18 protein-coding genes and 1 pseudogene are annotated in these 21,244 nt (G+C 70.7%); 9 read left to right on the forward strand and 10 right to left on the reverse strand.

Annotated elements, in window-relative coordinates:
• Nucleotides 1-8: 8 nt before the first annotated feature.
• From ACQPZX_RS28750 to ACQPZX_RS28760, 3 genes and pseudogenes are all read left to right on the forward strand, one after another.
• Nucleotides 9-539: pseudogene (locus ACQPZX_RS28750) on the forward strand (helix-turn-helix domain-containing protein); the annotation flags it as partial.
• Between the two features lie 36 nt (nt 540-575).
• Nucleotides 576-3,488: a protein kinase domain-containing protein gene (locus ACQPZX_RS28755; RefSeq protein WP_433385473.1), complete on the forward strand. Its 2,913-nt coding sequence runs from the start codon at nt 576-578 to the stop codon at nt 3,486-3,488.
• Between the two features lie 163 nt (nt 3,489-3,651).
• Complete coding sequence (locus ACQPZX_RS28760) at nt 3,652-4,065, forward strand: hypothetical protein (RefSeq protein ID WP_433361576.1); 414 nt, start codon at nt 3,652-3,654, stop codon at nt 4,063-4,065.
• Between the two features lie 27 nt (nt 4,066-4,092).
• On the opposite strand, the gene ACQPZX_RS28765 is transcribed toward ACQPZX_RS28760, so the two are convergent.
• Both ACQPZX_RS28765 and ACQPZX_RS28770 read right to left on the reverse strand, forming a co-directional pair.
• Nucleotides 4,093-4,707 (reverse strand): FMN reductase, encoded by a 615-nt coding sequence (locus ACQPZX_RS28765; RefSeq protein WP_433361578.1) that lies wholly within the window; start codon nt 4,705-4,707, stop codon nt 4,093-4,095.
• Nucleotides 4,704-5,789 carry an LLM class flavin-dependent oxidoreductase gene (locus ACQPZX_RS28770; protein WP_433361580.1) on the reverse strand — a complete coding sequence of 362 codons (1,086 nt, stop codon included), beginning with the start codon at nt 5,787-5,789 and terminating at the stop codon, nt 4,704-4,706. The genes ACQPZX_RS28765 and ACQPZX_RS28770 overlap by 4 nt, the downstream gene beginning before the upstream one ends.
• Before the next feature lie 369 nt (nt 5,790-6,158).
• Between ACQPZX_RS28770 and ACQPZX_RS28775 the strand changes: the two genes are divergently transcribed.
• Genes ACQPZX_RS28775 through ACQPZX_RS28790 form a run of 4 tightly spaced genes read left to right on the forward strand, consistent with a single transcriptional unit; the run spans nt 6,159 to nt 10,662 of the window.
• Nucleotides 6,159-6,923, forward strand: coding sequence for an SCO2525 family SAM-dependent methyltransferase (locus tag ACQPZX_RS28775; RefSeq protein WP_433361583.1), 765 nt, complete (start codon nt 6,159-6,161; stop codon nt 6,921-6,923).
• Between the two features lie 33 nt (nt 6,924-6,956).
• A complete protein-coding gene (locus ACQPZX_RS28780; protein WP_433361586.1) occupies nt 6,957-8,813 on the forward strand; it encodes an SCO2524 family protein in 1,857 nt (618 codons plus the stop codon).
• On the forward strand, nt 8,813-9,721 hold the full coding sequence (locus ACQPZX_RS28785) for an SCO2523 family variant P-loop protein (protein ID WP_433361589.1): 909 nt from the start codon (nt 8,813-8,815) through the stop codon (nt 9,719-9,721). Before ACQPZX_RS28780 ends, ACQPZX_RS28785 begins: the two co-directional genes overlap by 1 nt.
• Nucleotides 9,718-10,662 carry an SCO2522 family protein gene (locus ACQPZX_RS28790; RefSeq protein ID WP_433361592.1) on the forward strand — a complete coding sequence of 315 codons (945 nt, stop codon included), beginning with the start codon at nt 9,718-9,720 and terminating at the stop codon, nt 10,660-10,662. Before ACQPZX_RS28785 ends, ACQPZX_RS28790 begins: the two co-directional genes overlap by 4 nt.
• On the opposite strand, the gene ACQPZX_RS28795 is transcribed toward ACQPZX_RS28790, so the two are convergent.
• Nucleotides 10,647-11,612, reverse strand: a complete 966-nt coding sequence (locus ACQPZX_RS28795) for a DUF6879 family protein (protein WP_433361595.1) — start codon at nt 11,610-11,612, stop codon at nt 10,647-10,649. The genes ACQPZX_RS28790 and ACQPZX_RS28795 overlap by 16 nt on opposite strands.
• Nucleotides 11,609-12,535: an SCO2521 family protein gene (locus ACQPZX_RS28800; RefSeq protein ID WP_433361598.1), complete on the reverse strand. Its 927-nt coding sequence runs from the start codon at nt 12,533-12,535 to the stop codon at nt 11,609-11,611. The genes ACQPZX_RS28795 and ACQPZX_RS28800 overlap by 4 nt, the downstream gene beginning before the upstream one ends.
• A 303-nt stretch (nt 12,536-12,838) precedes the next feature.
• Between ACQPZX_RS28800 and ACQPZX_RS28805 the strand changes: the two genes are divergently transcribed.
• Nucleotides 12,839-13,804, forward strand: coding sequence for an FAD-dependent oxidoreductase (locus ACQPZX_RS28805; protein ID WP_433361601.1), 966 nt, complete (start codon nt 12,839-12,841; stop codon nt 13,802-13,804).
• Here the strand turns inward: ACQPZX_RS28805 and ACQPZX_RS28810 are convergent.
• The 4 genes from ACQPZX_RS28810 to ACQPZX_RS28825 all read right to left on the reverse strand — a co-directional run bounded on the left by ACQPZX_RS28810 (nt 13,791) and on the right by ACQPZX_RS28825 (nt 17,765).
• On the reverse strand, nt 13,791-14,342 hold the full coding sequence (locus ACQPZX_RS28810) for a hypothetical protein (protein WP_433361604.1): 552 nt from the start codon (nt 14,340-14,342) through the stop codon (nt 13,791-13,793). The genes ACQPZX_RS28805 and ACQPZX_RS28810 overlap by 14 nt on opposite strands.
• Entirely contained in the window at nt 14,335-15,870 is a 1,536-nt protein-coding gene (gene groL / locus ACQPZX_RS28815) for a chaperonin GroEL (protein ID WP_433385476.1), read from the reverse strand. The genes ACQPZX_RS28810 and groL overlap by 8 nt, the downstream gene beginning before the upstream one ends.
• A 482-nt stretch (nt 15,871-16,352) precedes the next feature.
• Nucleotides 16,353-17,087 (reverse strand): hypothetical protein, encoded by a 735-nt coding sequence (locus tag ACQPZX_RS28820; RefSeq protein WP_433361607.1) that lies wholly within the window; start codon nt 17,085-17,087, stop codon nt 16,353-16,355.
• 39 nt (nt 17,088-17,126) lie between these two features.
• Nucleotides 17,127-17,765 (reverse strand): helix-turn-helix domain-containing protein, encoded by a 639-nt coding sequence (locus ACQPZX_RS28825; protein WP_433361610.1) that lies wholly within the window; start codon nt 17,763-17,765, stop codon nt 17,127-17,129.
• A gap of 36 nt (nt 17,766-17,801) precedes the next feature.
• On the opposite strand from ACQPZX_RS28825, the gene ACQPZX_RS28830 reads away from it, so the two are divergent.
• Nucleotides 17,802-18,644 (forward strand): alpha/beta fold hydrolase, encoded by an 843-nt coding sequence (locus ACQPZX_RS28830; RefSeq protein ID WP_433361612.1) that lies wholly within the window; start codon nt 17,802-17,804, stop codon nt 18,642-18,644.
• Between the two features lie 89 nt (nt 18,645-18,733).
• On the opposite strand, the gene ACQPZX_RS28835 is transcribed toward ACQPZX_RS28830, so the two are convergent.
• Both ACQPZX_RS28835 and ACQPZX_RS28840 read right to left on the reverse strand, forming a co-directional pair.
• On the reverse strand, nt 18,734-20,080 hold the full coding sequence (locus ACQPZX_RS28835; RefSeq protein ID WP_433361615.1) for a carbohydrate-binding protein: 1,347 nt from the start codon (nt 20,078-20,080) through the stop codon (nt 18,734-18,736).
• A gap of 67 nt (nt 20,081-20,147) precedes the next feature.
• Entirely contained in the window at nt 20,148-21,221 is a 1,074-nt protein-coding gene (locus ACQPZX_RS28840; RefSeq protein WP_433361618.1) for a winged helix DNA-binding domain-containing protein, read from the reverse strand.
• Nucleotides 21,222-21,244 lie beyond the last annotated feature (23 nt).

The raw sequence follows: 21,244 nt of genomic DNA on the forward strand, positions 1-21,244 counted from the left end.
ATGAGACGGTGCCTCGGCCACCACGGAGAGTCGATCCAGCCGGGCCGCTCGCGGAACTGGCGGGCGGCCTTCAGGCGCTGCGCCGCGACGCCGGGCTGACGCTCAGCCAGCTGTCAGAACGAACCGACCGGTCGATCTCGGTATTGTCCGAGGCGACCCGCGGAGATCGTCTTCCCAGCCGGGAGCTGGTGGCGGCGTACGTGCGGGCGTGCGGCGGGCCGGTCGACGAGTGGCTGCGGCGCTGGGAGCACGCCAGTGATCGATGGGCCACCGCACACCGCCCGGAGGTCGTCCGGGACGCCACACGAGAAACTGGCAGACGGACACCACCGGCGCCCGCCGGGGACGCTGATCCGACACGGGTGGAGACGAGGGCGGAGCTGGCCCATGCGCTGAACGCCCTACGGCTTCGGCGCGGCCTGAGCCTCGCCGACCTGGCCCAGGCCTCCCGGGGCACGTCCCCACGGCCGGGCGGCTGGGACGGCCGACTTGGGCGCAGCACAGCCGGGGACCTGATTGCCGGCAAGGCCGCCCCGTCGCGGCGGACACTCACTGCTTTCCTCGTGGCGTGCGGAGTGCCGGACGAGGAGATGCCGGATTGGCTGCGCGCCTGGGATCGCGCCCGGACAGCCGATGTCCGACGCCCCTCGGGCGCGGTCAGGTTCCGCGTAGCGAGTCCTCGACAGCTGGGCGTCCACCCGGCCATCGAAATGTCCGGCGCATCGGGCGAACTGCCAATGTATGTCCCGCGCGACTTCGACGACGAGCTGCGCGCGGCGGTCGGCGGCGCCGCCGAGAATGGCGGGTTTGTCGTTCTGGTGGGCAGCTCCTCGGTGGGCAAGACACGCTCGCTCTACGAGGCGACAAGGGCGATGTTGCCGGATTGGTGGCTCGTCGATCCCGCCGACGCCGAGGCGATTCGCGCGCTCGCCGCCGTTCCCGCGCCACGTACCGTGGCCTGGCTGGACAACCTGCGGCGCTTCCTCGATGCCGACCCGGAGATCGGCGTGGCGGGCTCGGTTCGCAGGCTGATGAGCGCCGGAACGGTGCTGCTCGGGACGATGTGGCCGGATGAGTACGTGGCCCGCAGTGCCCTCCCCTCCGCGGGCCGGCCCGATCGATACGCCATCGACCGGGAACTGCTCGGCCTGGCGCGTGTCATCACCGTCCCGGACCGATTCTCGGCCGAGGAACAGCGCAATGCCGAAGCTGTCCTGGCCACGGATCCGCGAATCCGGGCAGCCTTGGATGCCACCGACGCGGGTTTGACACAGGTCCTGGCGGCGGGTCCGGAACTGATCACGCGCTGGCGAACCGCCCCGCCGTATGCCGAAGCGGTCATCACCGCGGCCGCCGACGTCCGCCGGCTGGGCGTCCACATGGCACCGACCCGCGAACTGCTGGCCGCGGCGGCGCCCGGATACCTCACCGCCACGCAGCGCGCGGCCGCACCATCGGATTGGCTTGACCACGCCCTTGCCTACGCCACGTCCGCCGTGCGGGGTGCAGCCTCGATCGTGGCGCCGGTTTCGGTTGGCTTGCACGACGTCGCCGGTTACGCCATCGCCGATTTTCTGGCTTCGCACATCGAACAGGCTCGCCATGGTGTTCCGGTGCCCGACACGATCTGGCAGGCGCTGCGAGACCATTCGACCGATGTCGCCGACCTCCTGGTGGCGGGTCGGGCGGCCGAGGAGCAGTTGCGCTTCCGCTATGCCGAGCTCCTGTACGGTGCGGCCCTCAGCGCCGGGTCGGCCGAGGGCGGCCTGCGGCTGGCCGACCTGCTGTATCTGCAGGACCGCAGTGGCGAAGCTCTGGAACTGCTCGGCCGGATCCAGTCGGACAACGCGGCTTTTCGTACCGCCAAAGTGCTGGCCGCCGCCGGCCAGGTCGATGAACTGCGGGAGCGGGCGAACGCCGGAGATGCAGCCGCCGCACAGCGGCTCGTGGAAGTACTGGCCGGGCGCGGCCGGGTCGACGAATTGCGCGAGCGAGCAGATGCCGGAGATCCGGCCGCCGGGTATCAATTGGCAGAGCTGCTGGTCGGCCGGGGGCAGGTGGACGAGGCGCTTGCGCTTCTGGGCGAGGTTGCCGACCGGGGAGACCAGCGGGTACGGGTGAAGCAGGCTGAGCTGCTGGCCGAGTCGGGCCGCGAGGACGAGGCGATCTGGATGCTGCAGGGCCTCGTCGCCACCGGGGACGAGCACGCGACGGCACAGCTGGCCGAGCGGCTGGCCGAGCGAGGCCGCATCGACGACTTGTTGCGGCTCGCCGAGATGGACAGCCAGGCCGCGAGCGCACAGCTGGCGCGGCTGCTCGCGGAACGCGGCGACCTGAGCACCCTCCGCGCGCGGGCCGAGGCCGGCGACGCCTGGTCCGCCGAGCGCCTGGTACGACTTCCCGATCGGCAGGATGACGGCCATCGTGCTCTTCAGCGCCTGCGTCAGATGGCCGACCTGGGGCTCGCGCCGGCCGCCGCTCACCTGGCACGGCTCCTCGCCCGAGACGAGGAGATCGACGAGCTCCGGGCTCGAGCGGCGGACGGTGACCCGTGGGCGGCCACCGCAGCCATCGAGGTGCTCGGCGACGACGTCGACGAGCAGCTGATGGCGATCGTCCGGCGCCTGGCCGACGCACCGGGCTGGACGGGACGGCGGGTGCGGGCCCTGCTCGCCACCCGATCGGACGCCGACCGGCAAGACCGACTCGCCAGCCGCTATCGCCTGATCCAACGCCTCGCCGCCGGCGCGTCAGGCTCGGTCGTCTGGCGGGCGTACGACGAGGAACTGGAACGGTCAGTGCTGGTCAAGATGCTCGCCGGCGCCCCGGACGCCCAAGCTCGGCAGCGCGCCCTGGAGGTTGCTGCGCTGTCGCATCCGAACGTGGGCAGCGTGTACGACGTCGGTGACTCGATGGGCTCGGACGGTTCGGTCACGTCGTACGTGGTGACCGAACCGTCCGCCGGCCGGAGCTTGCGGCGCCAACTCGCCGGCGGCCCGTTGCCGGCGCCATCCGCCCTCCGGGTCGCGGCGGGCCTCGCTGCCGGACTGTCCCACCTGCACGACCGTGGCATCGTGCACGGCGACCTCAGGCCGGAAAACGTCCTGCTGACGCCGGACGGGGCGAAGTGGACGCTCGTCGACTTCGGTGCCGCTCGTCCGGCGGGCCGGTCCGAAGTGCGCGAGGCGATCACCTATCGCGCGCCGGAGCTGGCCGGCGAGACCGCACAATCCGCCGGCGACATCTATGCGCTTGGCGTCCTGATGTACGAGATGTTCACCGGTCAGCAGCCGTCGCCGACCGCCGACGCCACCGAAGGAGGCGGATCGCCGGATCTCGAAGGTTTGCCGATCGAAGTCACGAAGATCTGCAATCGATGCTTGGCGACCGATCCCCGGGCTCGCCCGGGCAGCAGCGAGGTCGCCCGCGTCCTGGCCGCCGCGGTCGCTCGGCCCGCCGTCGGAAGAGGGCCACATGACGATGGATAGGGTGAAGCAGCCGGCCCAGCCCCCGGACCAGCAGGCTACGATCCCGCGGCGATGCCGGTACAGCCAATGCGGGGTGGCGCTGCCGCGGCGCGAGGGTCGTGGCGGCAACCTGTGTTACTGCCCGGATCGACGATGGGAACCAGGCAACCGGACCTGCCGGGAAATGGCTGCCATCGAACGTGCCACCTTACGCGCGGCCGGCACGCCCGCCGTCAAGCCGGACACCCCTGCCGCCGGCGCTCCGGCGAGTCCCGGATTCCGGCCACAGAGCTGGCGGGACCTGCTGTGGTGGTTCCTGGACACGATGACCTGGTCCCGAACCTGCCAGGTGCTGGTCCTGGCCTCGGTTCTGCTGGCCCTGGTGTTCGGCGGGCTCGGCCTGGTCGCGCACGCCGTGGTGGGCACCTCGGCGTTCTGGTCGGCGATCACCGGCATCACCCTGGGCGCCAGCCCGGGCGCGGTGACGTATGGGGTAGCTCGCCGCCGCCGCCGGCGCCTTGATGATGGCGCCGGCAACAGCGAACCCAGCGGGCCGGAAGCGCGCGACGGCCTGACTTTGCCGCCAGGCCGTCGCTGAACGCGGGTACTTTGCTCCCGCCGTACGTCAGAGGGGTTTCAGAAGGTCTTCGAAGTTGACGTTGAGAGCGAAGGGATCGGCCACCGAGACCGGATCGCGGCGGTCCAGCTCCCGCGCCAGTTCGGCGCTCGCCCGCTCGACGCGCGTGCGAAGCGTGCCGTCGGCCGAGTCCGAGCCCCAGTCGTCGGTGGCGGCGAAGACGGCGGTGGGGATGACTGCCGCGCGCAGGTAGGCGAAGAGCGGCCGCAGCGCGTGCTCCAGGGCCAGCGAGTGCCGCGCGGTGCCGGCCGTGGCCGCGATGACCACCGGCTTGTCCACCAGCGCGTCCTTGTCGATCACGTCGATGAACGACTTGAACAGGCCGCTGTAGCTGGCCGCGAAGATCGGCGTGACCGCGATCAGCGCGTCGGCGGCCTCGACGGCGTCGATGGCCTCCTTGAGCGCCGCCGGCGGAAAACCGGTGAGCAAGTTGTTGGCAATGTCGTGCGCGAGATCGCGCAACTCGACGACTTTCACGTCCAGCGCGATGCCCTTCTCCGCGGCGGCGGTGACGGCCGCCGCGGAGAGCTGGTCGGCGAGCAGGCGGGTCGAGCTCGGCTGGCTGAGGCCCGCGGAGACGACTACCAGAGATCGGGTGTTCATGCCTTCACCTGCTCCTTGGCGGCTTTCAGGGACTCGTGGGTGGGCGCGTCGGGGACGTGCTCGGGCTTGAGGGCGGCGAACTCCTTGCGCAGGACCGGCACGACCTCGCCGCCGAGGAGGTCGAGCTGCTCGAGGACGGTCTTCAGCGGCAGGCCGGCGTGGTCCATCAGGAACAGCTGGCGCTGGTAGTCGCCGACGTAGTCGCGGAAGCCGAGCGTGCGGTCGATGACCTGCTGCGGGCTGCCGACGGTCAGCGGCGTCTCGCGGGTGAAGTCCTCAAGCGACGGACCGTGGCCGTAGACAGGCGCGTTGTCGAAGTACGGCCGGAACTCGTTCACCGCGTCCTGCGAGTTCTTGCGCATGAACACCTGGCCGCCGAGGCCGACGATGGCCTGGTCCGGGTCGCCGTGGCCGTAGTGCGCGAACCTTTCGCGATAGAGCGCGATCATCCGCTGGGTGTGCGACGCCGGCCAGAAGATGTGGTTGGCGAAGAAACCGTCGCCGTAGTAGGCCGCCTGCTCGGCGATCTCGGGGCTGCGGATCGAGCCGTGCCAGACGAACGGCGGGATGTCGTCGAGCGGGCGCGGCGTGGACGTGAAGCCCTGCAGCGGGGTGCGGAACTTTCCCTGCCAGTCGACAACCTGCTCACGCCACAGCTGGTGCAGCAACGCGTAATTCTCGATGGCGAGCGGGATGCCGGCGCGGATGTCCTTGCCGAACCAGGGGTAGACCGGCCCGGTGTTGCCGCGGCCCATCATCAGGTCGACGCGGCCGCCGCTCAGGTGCTGCAGCATCGCGTAGTCCTCGGCGATCTTCACCGGGTCGTTGGTGGTGATCAGCGTGGTCGCGGTGCTGAGCAGAAGCTTGTCGGTCCGCGCGGCGATGTACGCGAGGGTGGTCGTCGGCGAGGACGAGAAGAACGGCTCGTTGTGGTGCTCGCCGAGCGCGAAGACGTCGAGGCCGACCTCCTCCGCGTGCTTGGCGATCGTGACGATGTTCTTGATGCGCTCGCCCTCGGTCGGGGTCTGCCCGGTCGTCGGGTCGGTGGTGATGTCGCTGACGCTGAAGATCCCGAACTGCATGACCCGCTCCCTCGATTGGGCTGTTCACTGCCCGGCTCAACGCCGCCGACCCGGGAAGTATTTCAAATCTAAAAGACCTGCGCTGCGGTGCGGGTCACACCCCCGTTCGGGCGACCCCCGAACAGGGCTGATCCTTTGTCGGCTGGGGCACCAATCGCGGCATACCCGTGTGGTGGAGTGCGATTCGGGAGACGATGACTTAATGTGCATCGTCGTTCCTCGCGGACGAATGGTTGCGCCATGACTAGGGGAAGTTCTAGGCTGCAACGGCCTGGCCGCTCCGCCAGCCTCGACCGTGCTAGTCGTGTGATACCTGAGTGCTGGAGGAGTGCCGTGGGTCTCGGTGATAGTGGCTTAGCGGCCGGGGCGGTGGCGACCGCCGGGGCCGCCAACGACGATGCGCCCTGGGATCGCTTCGACTCCTACGAGTATTTCTGGCACAACTACGGCCACCTCCGCCACGACGACCAGAAGATCATCAAGATCGTCGCCGACTTCTTCCTGCACTGTTTCGACCGCGCCCAGCCGGGCAAGAGCCAGCCGCGCAAGCTGGCCAACGCGATCGACGTCGGCTCGGGCACCAACCTCTACCCCGCGCTCACGATGCTGCCCTTCGCCTCGAAGCTGACGCTCTTCGAGCGCTCGCACAGCAATCGCCAGTGGCTGATCGACGCCCTGGTGAAGCCGCAGGCCACCTGGCGCGACGAGTTCTGGGACGCGATCGCCACCGACCGGCCGACCTACCAGACCATCAAGGACCCGCTCGACGTCCTGGCCGGGCGCGCCTGGGTGACCAAGGGCAACGTCTTCGCCCTCGGCGCCGACAAGTACGACCTGGGCACCATGTTCTTCGTCGCCGAGTCGATCACCACTCGGTATGACGAGTTCTGCAAGGCGACCGAGCACTTCGTCGACTCGCTGGTGTCCGGCGCCCCGTTCGCCGCGGCCTTCATGTGCCGCTCGGAAGGGTATTTCGTGGGCTCCACCTTCTTCCCGGCATGCTCGATCGACGACGCCGACGTCGAGCGGTGCCTTGCCCCCGTGGCGCGGATGAGCCAGATTAAGAGGGTCGAAAGCGACGACCTCCGCGACGGCTACAGCGGGATGATCGTCGCGACGGGATGGAAGAGGTAGCACACCCACGGACGGGTAGGTGACGGCACACCTATGCAGACCCAACCGCGTCAGCAACTGCTCGACATCTGGCAGGCAACAGCACGGGTCTCCTATCGCGACGGTGAGTGGATCCGTGACGGCCGCAACGGGGGCAATTCGATCAGCGACGCGGAGCAGCTGCTCTGCATCATGGCGCCCGCCACCCAGATCCCCCTGTTCCGGCTCGACCGTCCCGACGCGGTCGCCGGCGACGTTCTGGAGAAGCTGCGGGCGCTGGGCGACAACCGGCAGATTCCCGTACGGCTGATCCGCGCGCTCACCGCGTACATCGACCGCTACACCGCCCCCGACGGCACGCCGATCTTCTCCGGCAGCGGGTATTTCCGCTCCGATGTGGAGGATGAGGAGATCAAGCAGGCGCAACGGGAACTGGACGTGGTGGACTCGTTCTCGATCTCGGTGACGCTGATGCTGGCGATCGCCGGCTTCATCAAGATCTTCCGGCAGGAGCTGGGGCGGCCGGCGCTGATCGAGCTGGTGGAGCAGCTGGAGCAGAAGGCGAGCCGGCGGCTGTCGGCGGCGATGACCGGCCTGCTGCGCAGCTTCGCGGTCAACGTGTTCTCGGCCGACAGCGATTTCGGCGACGAGCTGATCCGCACGGTCAACCAGGGCCGGCGCCCGGTCCAGCAGGTGGTCGACGAGCTGCGCGAGGCGCTGCGTGAGATCAACGCCCGGCTCCGCGACGACGTCACGATCGGTTCCGGCGCCGCCGAGGGCAGCGAGCTCGACAACCCGAACCGGCTTTTCGAGTGCGGCTGGTCCTGGGGCGTGGTCCGGGAGGCGCCCGAGATCGACACCCAGGCCGCGATCGGCGCGCAGAAGGCCGGCGTGGCGCAGAACGCGCCGTACCTGTACTTCACCACCGTGGCGCTGGACGCGATCCAGGAGCTCACTTCGCCGCGTACCCGGCTGCTCGGCCTGCTCGACCCCGAGCAGGCCCGCCTCACCCAGTCGCTACAGCTGCGCTACGAGCTCACCCAGTCCTACTGGGCGACGGTCGCGACCTTCGGCGGCGGGAAATGGCCCCTCGAGGACATGCCGTGGCGTACCACCGATGGCATCGAGGCCGACTACTTCACGCTGCTGATCGGCGGCATGGTCGTGCAGAACATGCAGTCGGCGGGCTCCTCGGACACCGACCGCCGGCGCGTGGCCAACGTGATGGAAGACCTCGCCGCCCGCAGCCGCATCACGCGGCGCTCGACCGAGCCGGAGAGCGCGATCGCCGTGCATTACCCGGGCATGCACTTCCCGCTCGAAGGCAGCGAGGACGTGGGCGGCCCGACGCTGGCGTGGACGGTCGCCGACATCTCGCCGACGCTGTTCCGCCGGACGCTCAACCTGGCTCAGATGCTCACCGACGGCGCGGCCCGCAGCCGGATGATCGGGCTGTCCGACGACATCTGGAAGCACCTGCGCTCCCGCATGATCACCGACGGGGACGACCGGGGACTGTGGGACAGGCCGGCCGGCGCGTTCCCGTACCTGGCCAAGGAGGACGACGGCCCGGGCAAGGTGTCCTGGTACTACACCAAGCGGGTGGTGGACTGCCTGGTCTCGGCGGCCCAGCTGATCCAGGAGGCGTCGCCGCCCAGCGAGCTGCTCGGCCGGGTGGCCGACGACCTGCTCGACGAGGCGGAGTACCTGTACGACCGGGAGCTGCTCAACGGCACGACGACCCGCGGCGTGGGGCTGAAGGTGGAGCTCGACCAGATCGGCCTGGAGCTGCGCCGGGCCCGGTCGGTGCGGCCGCGGCGGCCGGGCGTGGCGGTCGCGCTCGCCCAGGAGGTCCTGGGCCGGCTCGACCGGCTCTCGGCGGCCCGCGGGGCGGACAGCGGGCTGACCTGATGCTGATCTTCGCGACCTCCGACAAGGGCGGCACCGGCCGCTCGGTGACCAGCTGCAACCTGGCGTACCGGCACGCGTTGCAGGGCAAGAACGCGTGCTATCTCGACTTCGATTTCGGCTCGCCCACGGCCGGCGCGATCTTCGACCTGCCGAACGCGCTGGCCGGGGTGGCCGGCGGCGGCCTGCACAGCTACCTGATCGACGGCGAGACCGAGCCGCGGGAGATCAACGTCTGGGCGGCGTCGCAGCGGGAGGCGCTGCGGGCGCGGCCGGCCGGCGCGGGCGAGCTGGTGCTGCTGCCCGGCGACCGCGGTCGCGGCGAGTTCAGCTCGGGGCCGGGGATCGTGGAGCGCTGCACCGAGCTGCTGCTGCGGCTGTCCGAGGAGTACGACCTGGTCCTGGTCGACTTGAGCGCCGGCCGCTCGTACGCCACCGAGATCGTCCTCGAGGCCACCGCGGTGGCGGCGATCCCGGCCCGCTGGATCGTCTTCCATCGGTGGACCAGGCAGCACATCATCGCCGCCAGCAACCTGGTGCAGGGTCCGCAGGGCATCCTGGACACCGGCGAGCAGAAGGGCCACGTGCGGGCCGACCTGGTGGAGAACATCCGCTTCGTACGGACCGCGGTGCTCGACCCGTCCGCGCCCGAGCAGGCCGGCCTGCGGCCCGAGCAGCTCGCCTGGCTCGACGTCTGCAACCGGCGGCTGCAGGAACTGGCCAGCCGCAGCGGGGTCGGCCAGGCCAAGCTGCTCGGCGAGGTGCCGCTCGACCCGGTGCTGCAGTGGCAGGAGCAGCTGCTGTCCAACGACGACGTCTGGCTGTACCGCACGGCCAACGACCGCACCGTCAACGCGCTCGAGGAGCTCGCCAAGAAGATCGTCGACGAGAGCGCGTGGGAGGGTCTGTGACCACGGCGGACGACGTGTTCACCGAGGTGAGCGCCGTCCCCGCGGCCCGGTCGGTGGCCCTGTCGCACCTGTCGCTGGAGCTCGGCCATCTCTACATGGACGACTACGACCGGGGCGAGGAGCGCCTGCGCGAGCATTTCCGGCGGGTCGCGCCGTGGGCTCGTGCGGCCGCCGGGCAGGTCAGCGCGGCCCGGCCCCGGATCAGCACGTGCTTCCTGATCGACGACTACTTCACCAAGTTCTCCTCGCCGCGCGAGGTCGTGCCCGCGCTGGTGGCGGCGGCCCGCGCGAGCGACCTCGGCATCGACTACGTGGCCCGGGAGTCCGGCTGCGCCCGCGTCGGCGACCTCGACCTGGCCGCGGTCGTGCAGGCGCACATCGTGGACGAGCCGCCCGAGGGCACCAACGGCGGGCGCCCGCCGGCGAGCGTGTCGGGCTGGCTGACCAACGGCGAGCGCTCGCCGTCCACGGCGGCCTCGGCGATGTCCGCGCCCCGGCAGTGGGTGCCGCCGCGCGAGAGCGCCATCCGTAACCACTCGATCTTCGTCGACGTCGAGCTGTGGAACGTCGAGAACGGCGAGCGGAAGTGGTCGTGCCCGTTCCTGGCGGCGGTCTGGCAGCTGCAGCGGCTCGGGTTGCTGCGGCACCTCGGCGAGCCGGTCGCCGAGCCGGTGCCGGCCCACCCCGGCGATCTGCCCGAGGCATGGGACGAGATGCCGGCGGTCGTGCGGCTCAACCCGAAGGCGGCGCCGTTCCGTGCCTACCGCACCTTCAACGTGCTGGACCGGCGGTTCCTGGCGATCGAGCACGCGGTACGGACCATCCTGAGCCAGGTCGGCGTCGACCCGCTGGTCTCCGGGCAGGTCCTCGAGCGGGCCGCCGCCGAGGGCCTGGAACTGCCGGACGAGACGATCGAGCGGATCGACTATCTCTTCGTCTGAGCGGGGCGCAGCTCGCGGGAGACGTCCCACAGCTCGCGGAACAGCTGGGAGCACTCCTTGACCCGTGAATCGGTGAGCACCAGCCGGGTCTCGGCCACCTGGGCCTTGCTCGGATCGGTGGTGGTCGGCGTCGTCTCGTACGCGAGAATGTCGTCGAACAGGATCAAATCACGCACCTGGACCTGCAGCGGGGTTGGCACCGCCATGCGGTCGAGCAGGCGCACCTCGATCAGCATCTCGCGCTGCTCCTCATAGGCCCGGCGCAGCTCGGGATCGTGTTCCATGTCCGGCGACTCCAGGACGAAGATGCGCCGCACCCGCCGGCCGTCGCGGGCCGCCCGCCGCTGGGCGTCGAGGTAGCGCTGGCCGATCTCGCTGTGCCACAGGTCGTGGTCGACGGCGGCCAGGCTGATCGCGTCGACGCTGGTGGTGGCCGTGCGGGTGAGACCGAGCAGCCAGTCGCGGTCCTCGCCGTAGTAGGTGACCGTGCCGCCCTCGGCGAGCTGCTTGAGGAAGTCCGACATCTCCTTGATCTTGGCCTGGACGAACTTGTAGACGATCGGCGGCGAGTCGGGCGAGATGTTCGTCGAGTTGCGCACCAGCTGGGTGACCAGGTCGGTCTGCAGCGCCGACGCCTCGATCAGCCCGAACAGCGCGGTGGCCTCGCTGATCTCCGAGAACGCGTCGCCGACCAGCTTCTTCATGTCCGCCATCCCCTCGCGCTCGAGATCCTCGACGGCGGCCAGCCGGTTTTCGAAGTCGACCAGGAAGCGGACCATCAGCGCGATGCCGCCGATCAGGATCGACAGGATGATGCAGATCGCCTGCGGCTGGTCGAGCCCGTTGGTGACCAGGAAGGTGACGCCGCCACTGGCGACGGTGAGCAGGGCCGTCTTGATGACGCCGCTGGTGCCGTTCCCGGACGGCCGCACGGCAGTCTCGGCGCTCACCGGCGCGTCGCCGCGGACAGGGACTCGGCCAGCATCACCGAGAACTGGTCGCGGACGCGGGTGGCCAGCGCGGTCCACTGCCGGCTGAAGCCCGCCCGTCGCTCGAGGACCGTCCACATCGTCTCGGTGAGCTCGTCGGCGCGGGCGGCCGGCATCCACAGGTGCAGCAGCCGGTCGATCGCGGGGCCGAGCCGCCGCAGCGTGTCGCCGCGGGGTAACAGGCCGATCGCGGACTTGCGCACGCTCTCGATGAGCGTGGAGAGCAGCCAGTCGTGCAGGGCGACGTCCTCGCAGGCGGCGGCGACCCGTCCGGCGTCCAGCCGGCCGGTGGTGAAGGTGAGCAGCCGGAGCCGGCGGTCGTGGACTTCGAAGTGGACGGCGGAGAGCGGGGCGTCGTCGTCGCTCACCCGGGCCACCCATCGCAGGCGGGACCGGGCGGCGCGAAAGGAGTCCTCGGCGCCGCCGCGCGCGGCGCTCTGCACCTCGTTGGTGGCGCGCTGGGCGACCGCGCCGAGGTCGAGGACGGCCGGGGCGCGCTCGGGGCTCACGAGGTCGCCGGCCAGCGCGTCCCAGCGGGGCTTGCCGATCGCCTCGATCCGGCCGGGCCGTGCCAGATAGTGCGACCACGGGCGGCGGGCGGTGTGATCGGCGGGCACGATCGACGCGTACGCGGAGCCCTGCACCACCTCGTTGTCGGTGATCGCCGCCCGCTGCAACGCCGTGCCGATGCCCCGCGCGTGGCCAGCGGCGAGAGCGCAGTCGACGCCGACCGGGCGCTCCGGAGAGCGCACATAGGACCGTGGCCGGGTGGCGACCAGCACCCGCTCGCCGGCGACCAGCTCGACCAGCCGCCGTCCGTCGTCACTGGACGACGGGTCTCGTCCCCGCAGCAGTCCGGTGTCCACCTCACCCACGACGAGCACGTAGGGCCCCCATTCATCGGCGGCGCGGGGACCTGGGGCGGGTCGCCAGTGACCGTCTGCGCGCCCCGGTCGTCCCCCGCAACGCAGCGGGGCGTCCCCGCCCGCATGACGCCAGCCTGTCGATTGCACCCCAAAGACCCGAGGAATGCAACCGTCAGTGATCGATCCAGAGCGGTCGGTGTACATAGCATCAACGCCGGGGTGATTCAAGCTTCCGATGCCATATCCGCATCGTCCGCACATTCATGTTCCTCACGTGGCCTTGCCCCGCGGCGGACCATCGATCACCGTTAGCGTCGAAAGATGGACCGACCCGATGTGCTCGTCGTCGGCGCCGGTGTCTCCGGGCTGACCACGAGCGTGCGACTGGCCGAGCACCGCCTGCGCGTCCGGCTCGTCGCCGAGGCAGCACCCCGCGACACCAACTCGGCCGCCGCCGGCGCGATCTGGGATCCGATCTACGCCGAGCACCCGCGGGTTCCCGTGTGGGCGGCCAGCAGCTACAAGGTGTTCTCCCGGATGGCCGCCGAGCGGTTCCCCGGCGTCCGCGTCGTCGACGGCGTCGAGGCGTCCCGCAACCCGATGACCTCGCCGGCCTGGGCCCTCGACCTGCCCGGGTACCGCGAGTGCGAGCCGGGCGAGCTGCCGAAGGGCTTCGTGCACGGCTGGCACTACACGGCGCCGATCATCGACATGCCGCCGTACCTGGCGGCGCTGGAGGCGATGGTCCTGGCCTCGGGCGCCGAGATGCGGTTCGGCACCCGGCTGACCTCGCTGGAGCAGGGCTTCGCCGAGGCGCCCATCGTGGTCAACTGCAGCGGCTCGGGGGCCCGCGAGCTGGTGCCCGACCCGGCCGTCAAGCCGATCCGCGGGCAGCTCGTCGCGATCCGCAACCCCGGGCACAAGGAGTTCTTCGCCGAGCACACCGACGAGCTCGGCGAGATGATCTACCTGCTCCCCCAGGGCGACATCCTGCTGCTGGGCGGCAGCGCCGAGGAGGGCATCGCCGACCCGGAGCCCGACCCGCTGGTGGCCGAGGCGATCGTGAAGCGGTGCGGCGACATCTTCCCCGAGATCCGCGACGCCGAGGTGCTGGGCCACCGCGGCGGGATCCGCCCGTCCCGCCCGCTCATCCGCCTCGAGCACGAGAAGCTCGGTGACCGCCACATCGTGCACAACTACGGGCACAGCGGCGCCGGCGTCAGCGTGTCCTGGGGCTGCGCCGACGAGGTCACCCGCGTCGTGCTCGGCCTGCTCAGGGCTTCTTGAGCGCGCGCCGGGCCTGCCGCACGCTCATGCCCGGTTTTGCCGACAGCAGTCGGCTGAGCTCCGACTTTCGCAGGTGGGCGGCCTTGAGGGCGAGGAACTTCCGTTCCGGGATCGGGGCGACGGTGTCCATGACGGACTGGTAGCGCCCGGTCAGCCGCGCCCGGGCCGCGGCCTCGGCGCCCGCCGGAAGGGGCCGGCGGTACTCCGCCTTGAGCCCGGCCAGCTGACGGACCGCGTCCTCGTGACGGCGCCCGTTGCCGCGCCAGTCGAGCACCAGGTCGGCGAGGGTGAGCGTGAAGGTGGCGACCGCGAACCAGCCCAGCCACGCCGACCGGTCGAGGGTGACGCCGAGCAGGGTGACCTTGGTGTCGCCGGCCGCGAACGCGAAGGCGGTGGCGACCACCGACGCGGCCAGCAAGGTGCAGGTCATGACGGTGGCGCGCCGGCGGTAGCGGTCGCGGAGGGTGGCGTGGGCGCTGGCCATGAGGTCGACGACGTCGCGCTGGCGCTGCGTCTCCTCCCGGGCGGGGTCAGTCACCGGCGACCTCGGCGCGGGGCGCCCTCACCACGGCCTCGGTGGTCAGGAACAGGGCGACCACGGAGGCCGCGTTCTGCAGAGCCGTGCGGGTCACCTTGACCGGGTCGATGATGCCGGCGTCGAGCAGGTCGACATACTCGCCGGTCTCCGCGTTGAGCCCCTGGCTCGCCTGGAGGCCGCGGACCTTCTCCACCACGACCGCGCCGTCGAAGCCCGCGTTCGCGGCGATCTGGCGCAGCGGGGCGGCCAGCGCGGCCCGCACGATCTGGGCGCCGGTCGCCTCGTCGCCGGTCAGGTTGAGCTTGTCGAACGCGGTCTCGGCGGCGTGCACCAGGGCCGCGCCGCCGCCGGGGACGATGCCCTCCTCGATCGCCGCGCGCGCGTTGCGGACGGCGTCCTCGACGCGCTGCTTGCGCTCGGCCGCCTCGACCTCGGTCGGCCCGCCGACCTTGATGACCGCCACCCCGCCGGCCAGCTTGGCCAGGCGCTCCTGCAGCTTCTCCCGGTCGTACTCCGAGACGGCGTGCTCGATCTCCACGCGGATCCGGTCGCGCCGGCCCTCGATGAGCTGCTCGCTCCCGCCTCCGTCGACGATGGTGGTCTCGTCCGTCGTGACGATCACCTTGCGGGCCGTCCCCAGCGTCCTCAGGTCGGCGCTCTCCAGCTTGCGACCCATCTCCTCGCTGATCACGGTGCCGCCGGTCAGCACGGCGATGTCCTCCAGGACGGCCGCGCGCCGGTCGCCGAAGCCGGGCGCCTTCACCGCCACCATCCGCAGGATGCCCCGGATCGCGTTCACCACCAGGGTCGACAGCGCCTGGCCCTCGACGTCCTGGGCGACGATGAGCAGCGGTCGTCCGGTCGCCAGGACCTTCTCCAGCACCGGTAGCAACTCGGTCACGGCGGAGATCCGGACGTCGGCGAGCAACAGGTACGGGTTGTCGAGGACGGCCTCCATCCGCTGGGCGTCGGTCGCGAAGTTCGGCGAGATGAAACCCTGCTCGAAGCGCATGCCGTCGCCGACCGCGACCTCGAGGCCGAACGTGGTGCCGTCCTCGACGCTGATCACGCCCAGCTTTCCGGTCAGTTCGAGGGCGTCGGCGACCGTCGAGCCGATCGCGGAGTCACCGGCCGCCAGCGACGCGGTGGCGGCGATCTGCTCCCTGGTCTCGACGTCCTTCGCCATCTGCCGCAGGGCCTCGGTCACGCCGGCCACGGCCGCCTCGATGCCCCGTTTGACCGCCATCGGATTGGCGCCCGCGCTGACGTTGCGCAGGCCCTCGCGCAGCAGCGCCTGGGCGAGGACGGTCGCGGTCGTCGAGCCGTCGCCGGCCACCTCGTCGGTCTTGCGCGCGATCTCCTTGAGCAACTCGGCGCCGATCCCCTCCATCGGGTCGTCGAGGTCGATCTCCCGGGCGATCGTCGCGCCGTCCTTGGTGACCGCCGGGGCGCTCCACTTGCGCTCGAGGACGACGTGGCGGCCGCGCGGGCCGAGCGTCACCTTCACCGTGTCGGCGAGCCGGTTCATGCCCCGCGCGAACCCGATGCGCACGGCGTCGCCGTACGCGACGGCGACGTACTCCACATCGGGCTCTCCCTCGGAAGGGGCCGGCCGTCGGATCCGGACCTCGGCCAGGCGCTCCGGGGGAAGGAGCGGGGCCGTCGGCGCGAACCTCACCGCGCCCGAGGCGGGCCGGTCGACCGCGCCCAGGGCCTCGACCACCCGCTTTTCCAGCTCGCCGAGCAGGCCCGGGTTGTAGTCGGCGCGGGTGGTGACGGCCTCGAAGGCGAGCCCGGGCGAACCGGCGACGCGGGTCGCCCGCAGCTGCGCGATCTCGTCGTCCGGCGCCGGCAGGACCCGGAAGCCGACGATCCACTCGTCCGGCCGGAACAGCCAGGGAAACGTCATGCCGAGCTGGGTCTCGAGGTACTCGGCGCCCTGCTCGGTCAGCGGGCGGGCGAGGTCGTGGCGCCAGCGCACGGTCGGCGGGATGCGGCCCGCGGCGACGGTCATCGGACCAGCCAGTCGCCGGGCTGGTGGTGGCTGGACTGCGGCAGGTCGTCGAGCCGCGGCGGGCCGTCACCGCCGAAGACGGCGAGGGTGACCGGCCGGTCGAGGATATCGCTCTGCACGAGATGCCAGTTCGTCAGGTACGGGCAGGTGACCGCGATGTGTTGCTTGCGGATGAACGCGTACTTCGGATTCTCCACGAGCAACTGGCTGGGCGGCAGGCCCGCGCGGGCGAGGTGGAGCTTCACCCGGTCGAGGATCTGGGCGCTGGACACCTGAACGTCGATGTCGGACGGGTTGCGGTCGATGCGCAGGCGGTAGAGGGCATCGAACGGCCGCCGCCGGGGCCGGCCGTCCTCGTCGGGCCACGTCTCGGCGAGCGCGCGGGCGGTGCGCTCGGATTCGAACAGGCTGGGCGTACGGCCGCGCAGGCTGAGGAAGAGGTCGGCGATCTCCTCCTTCCCGTACGGCATGGTCTTGTGCCGCCCGGCGAAGAAGCGGGCGGCGGAGCCCTGCAGGCGGACCTGCGCGTCGGTGATGCCCTCGATCTCGAGCGCCTGTTGCAGCGATTCGACGAACTGTTTCCACTCGTCGGGGTCGCAGCCCAGCGGGTACTGCTGCCGCCGGAACGCCGCGAAGGAGGCGTCGGCGATGCCCAGGAAGGACAGATCGGCCGGGGTCACGCGGTAACCGGAATCGTCGGTCAGCGGCGGCTCGATCATGTCGTGGCGCATGCGGCCAGGGTATGTGCCGGCGGCGAACCGCCCATCGGCTCAACGGTCCGGTGTGGCCGGGCCTTCGTGCATCGCGCCTTCGTGCATCGCGCCTTCCTGTGTCGGGCCTTCGCGCATCGCGCCTTCGCGCATCGCGCCTTCGCGCATCGCGCCTTCCTGCGTCGGGCCTTCGTGCATCGGGAACAGGATCGGGCTGAGCAGGTGGGGCGCGCGGTCGTCGGTGGGCTCGTTGCCGAGGACCGGGAGGATCGCCTCGCGCAGGCCGGCGATGAGTTTCTCGCGCTCGGCCGGGGTCAGCCAGATCGCGTGCTGGCGGTAGCCGACCAGATCGGACACCGGGTCGGGGTCGCCGTCGAGGTAGGAGCCGAACTCGGCGAGCAGGACGGCCGTGGCGGTGGCGAACGCGCGCCGGTGGTCGTCGACCGTCGCCTTCCGGGCGTCGATGACCGCGCGGTCGCGGCGCAGGCGGTAGCTGCGTTCCACGAAACCGCGCACCCGCTGCTCCCCCGCGACCTCGATGATGCCGGCGTCGGTGAGCAGCGCGACGTGCCGGTAGACGGTCGCCTGGGAGACGTCGGGCAGGCGCACGCACAGTTCCGCCGTCGTCACGGTGCGGCCGGAGAGGGCGTGCACGATGCGCAGCCGTACCGGATGGAGGAGAAGCTCGACGGGGTCCATTCCGTAATGTTCGCACGACTGCTAATGTTCGCAGTCATGAGAACAATGGTCGGCGGGGTGGCCACCTATCGGATCGGCGACGGCGGGGCGAGCGTGCTGTACCTGCCCGGGGCCGGGCTGGTCGGGCTCGATTTCCTCAATCTCACGCAACTTTCCGGCGCAACGCACCTGCTCTACGACCGCGGCGGCACGGGGTGGAGCGCGCCGGTCGCCCTGCCGCGCAGCGCCGCCGAGGTGGCGACTGAGCTGCGGGAGGTCGCCGGCGACGGGAGACATTTCCTGGTCGGGCATTCGATGGGCGCGGTCTACGCGCGACGTTTCGCGCAACTTTTCCCGGCGTCGGTGGCCGGGATGCTGCTGCTGGATCCGGGTCACGAGGATCTCTTCGCGCACCTGCCCGCCGAGGCCGCCGCGCTCAACGATCAGATGAAGCCGGACCCGGCGCAGCTGCCCGACCTGACGGCCGAGCAGCGCGCCGCCGGGAAACAGGCTTGGGCGAAGATTCTCGGTTCCTGGCCATCTTCCGTACGCGATGAGCTTGCCGACCATCACGTGGAGCACTGGCGCACCGGCCTGCTCGAGGCGGCGAACCTGGAGAGCGAGGTCTACGACGAGCTCCGGTCGGGCGGCCCGGTCCCGGACGTGCCGGTGATCGTGCTGTCGGCCGGCGCCGGCAACCCGGCGTGGCAGTCGTTCGGCTCGCCCGAGCTGATCCGCCAGGCCCTCGACGGGATCCGAGAGCTGCACGCCGGAATCGCCGCGTCGTCCACCCACGGCTCGCACCGCGTGATCGAGGGCGCCACCCACAACTTCATGCACATCGAGCACCCCGACGAGGTCCGCGACGCCCTGCACGACCTGATCGCCAGCAAGGGCTGAGCGGCGCGGGGCTCGACCGCGGCGCGCAGCCCGAGCCCGGCTGCCGGCCGTGACGGCCGACCGGTTGCCGCCGGCCGGCCGTCACCTGCTCAGCGGCCCTCGAGGGCCTTCACGTTGTCGCCGAAGGTCCAGCCTCGCGAGCCGTCCCAGTTGATCGACCAGGTCATCAGGCCCTTGATGGAGCTGACGCTGTTGTACGCCTGCGACACCAGCGACGGCGCCATGTAGCCGCCGCCCGCGCCGGACTGGGCCGGCAGACCCGGGACCTGCTTGTCGTAGGGCACCCGGATCGTCGTGCCCTGGATGGTCAGGCCGTTGTTGAGGCACTGGGTCTGGACGGTGAAGCCCTGCACCGTCCCGGCCGAGTAGGAGTCGCCGGAGCAGCCGTACATCGAGCCGTTGTAGTACTGCATGTTCAGCCACCACAGGCGGCCGTTGTCGACGTACTTCTTGATGATCGGCAGGTACGAGCCCCAGATCGAGCCGTAGGTGACGCTGCCGCCGGTCACGTACGCGGTCTCGGGCGCCATGGTGAGGCCGAAGTTGGACGGCATCTGGGCGAGCACGCCGTCGATGATGCGGATCAGGTTGGCCTGCGAAGTGGACAGCGTCGAGATGCTGCCGCTGCCGGTCAGCCCGGTCTCGATGTCGATGTCGATGCCGTCGAAGTTGTACTGCTTGAGGATCGGCACGATCGTCGCGACGAACCGGTCGGCCACCGCGCTGGACGACAGGTCGATGCCGGCCGCGGCCCCGCCGATCGACATGAGGATGGTCGCGCCGGAGGCCTTGGCCGCGCACATCTCGGCGGGCGTCGAGACCTTCACGCCGGCGTCCATGCCGTTCTCCCACAGCACGGTGCCGTCGGAGCGGATCACCGGGAACGCCGCGGCGATCACGTTGTACCCGTGCTGCAGCATGCGGCTGTCGTTGATCGGGATCCAGCCGAGGCCCGGGTGCACGCCGTTGGCGGCGCCGTCCCAGTTCTCCCAGTAGCCCTGCAGCACCTTGCCGCCCGGCCGGGACTTCACGGCGCAGGTCGAGCCGGTCGGCGGCGTCGTGGTGGGCGCCGTCGTCGGCGGGGTGGTGGGCCGCGTCGTCGGCGGAGTCGTCGGCGGCGTGGTTGTGGGCCGCGTCGTCGGCGGCGTCGTGGCCGGGCCACCGGTGCACGCCCCGAGGTCCTTCCACAGCGACGGGGTGGCGGCCGGGTTCCAGCCGGCGCCCACGTAGGCGGTGTGCGTGACGAGCGCCTGGTACAGGTGACCGGTGTAGGTCACCTGCTGCCCGGCCGTATAGGTGACACCTTCGGCCCAGACGGTGCCCGAGCAGGCCACGGCCGCGAACGACGTGCCCTCCCCGGCGACGGCCACAGCCAACGCCCCGGCCGTCACCGCCACCCCTGCGACCAGCGCTAAGACCCGACGACGGACGCCCATGGCAGCCCCTTTTCATCGACGAACGTGACCTACGACACCCACATCATGGTGTTCACATTCGTAAATATCAAGGGTTCTTAACAGTCAGCGGCACCCCCAGAAAATCGGCGAACGGGGCAAGCGCTTTCTCGGCAGCCTTGGCGGGCAGTGAAGCCAGCGGCAGGACCGTCACGGTGACGCCCTTCGATCCCAGCACCCGTTTCCAGGTGGCGACCACCCGTCCATCCCGCACAAGGGTCGACTGGAAGACCCCGTTGCCGCCCGGGATGATCGCCGCCAGATCGGAAGGGGTGGCCATGAGAGAGCGGTCCTTGTAGCCGAGCATGTATTCGTCGAAGCCGGACAGCGCGAGCCAGCCCGTGAAGGGCGACGCCGAGCCGAGAAGAGAGGCGGAGGCGATCATCTCGACCCCGTCGACGTCGACCGTGGCCAGCGCGTCACCGGCGACCGCTATCCCGGTCTTGCAGTCGGCCATGGTCAGGCCGGTCCAGCCGGCGAAGTCCTTGCGGGTCGCCGGGCCGTGGCTCTGGAAGTACCGCAGGGCGATCAGGCCGAGGGCCTCCTCCCGCGCGGGGCGGAACGGCGCCGGCGCCCACTCGTCGAGGAGCACGAACGTCTGCTCCTTGCCCACATGCGGCGCGATCGCCGTGACACCGCGCTGCGACACGTACCAGAGCAGGTGGTAACCACGCTGCCCACTCACCTCGACGCCGCCGGACGTCAGCGTCGCCATGCACTCGGATCGCGTCAGTCTTTTGCCGCCCGTCAGGGCGGAGCCGAGCACCTCGACCGCCAGCTCGGCGTCGCGCTCGTCGATGCCGAGCTGCTCGCGGCGCTTGGCCGCGCCGACCAGCTGCCGCGAGCCCATGAGCTCGAGCATCCAGTGGGCATCGACGGCGGGAACGAGGTGCACCGTGCCGCGCATCGGCCACGTGCGTAACACCGTGCGTTTCTCGAGCGCGTCGTTGACGTCGGCCAGGGACCAGCCCGGCAGGCGCGCGCCGAGCGACCACAGCATGCTGTTCGCGTCCTGCGACTGCATCGCGCCGAACCACGACACGATCTCGCCGACCGACGAGGGCGCGTTGCCCCGCAGCAGCAGGCTGGAAAGCCGCAGACCCAAGGCCGTCCGTGAATCCATGGAACGACCCTAGGCCCCGGGTA

The sequence above is a fragment of the Actinoplanes sp. CA-142083 genome (assembly GCF_050942195.1).
Classification (GTDB): Bacteria; Actinomycetota; Actinomycetes; order Mycobacteriales; family Micromonosporaceae; genus Actinoplanes.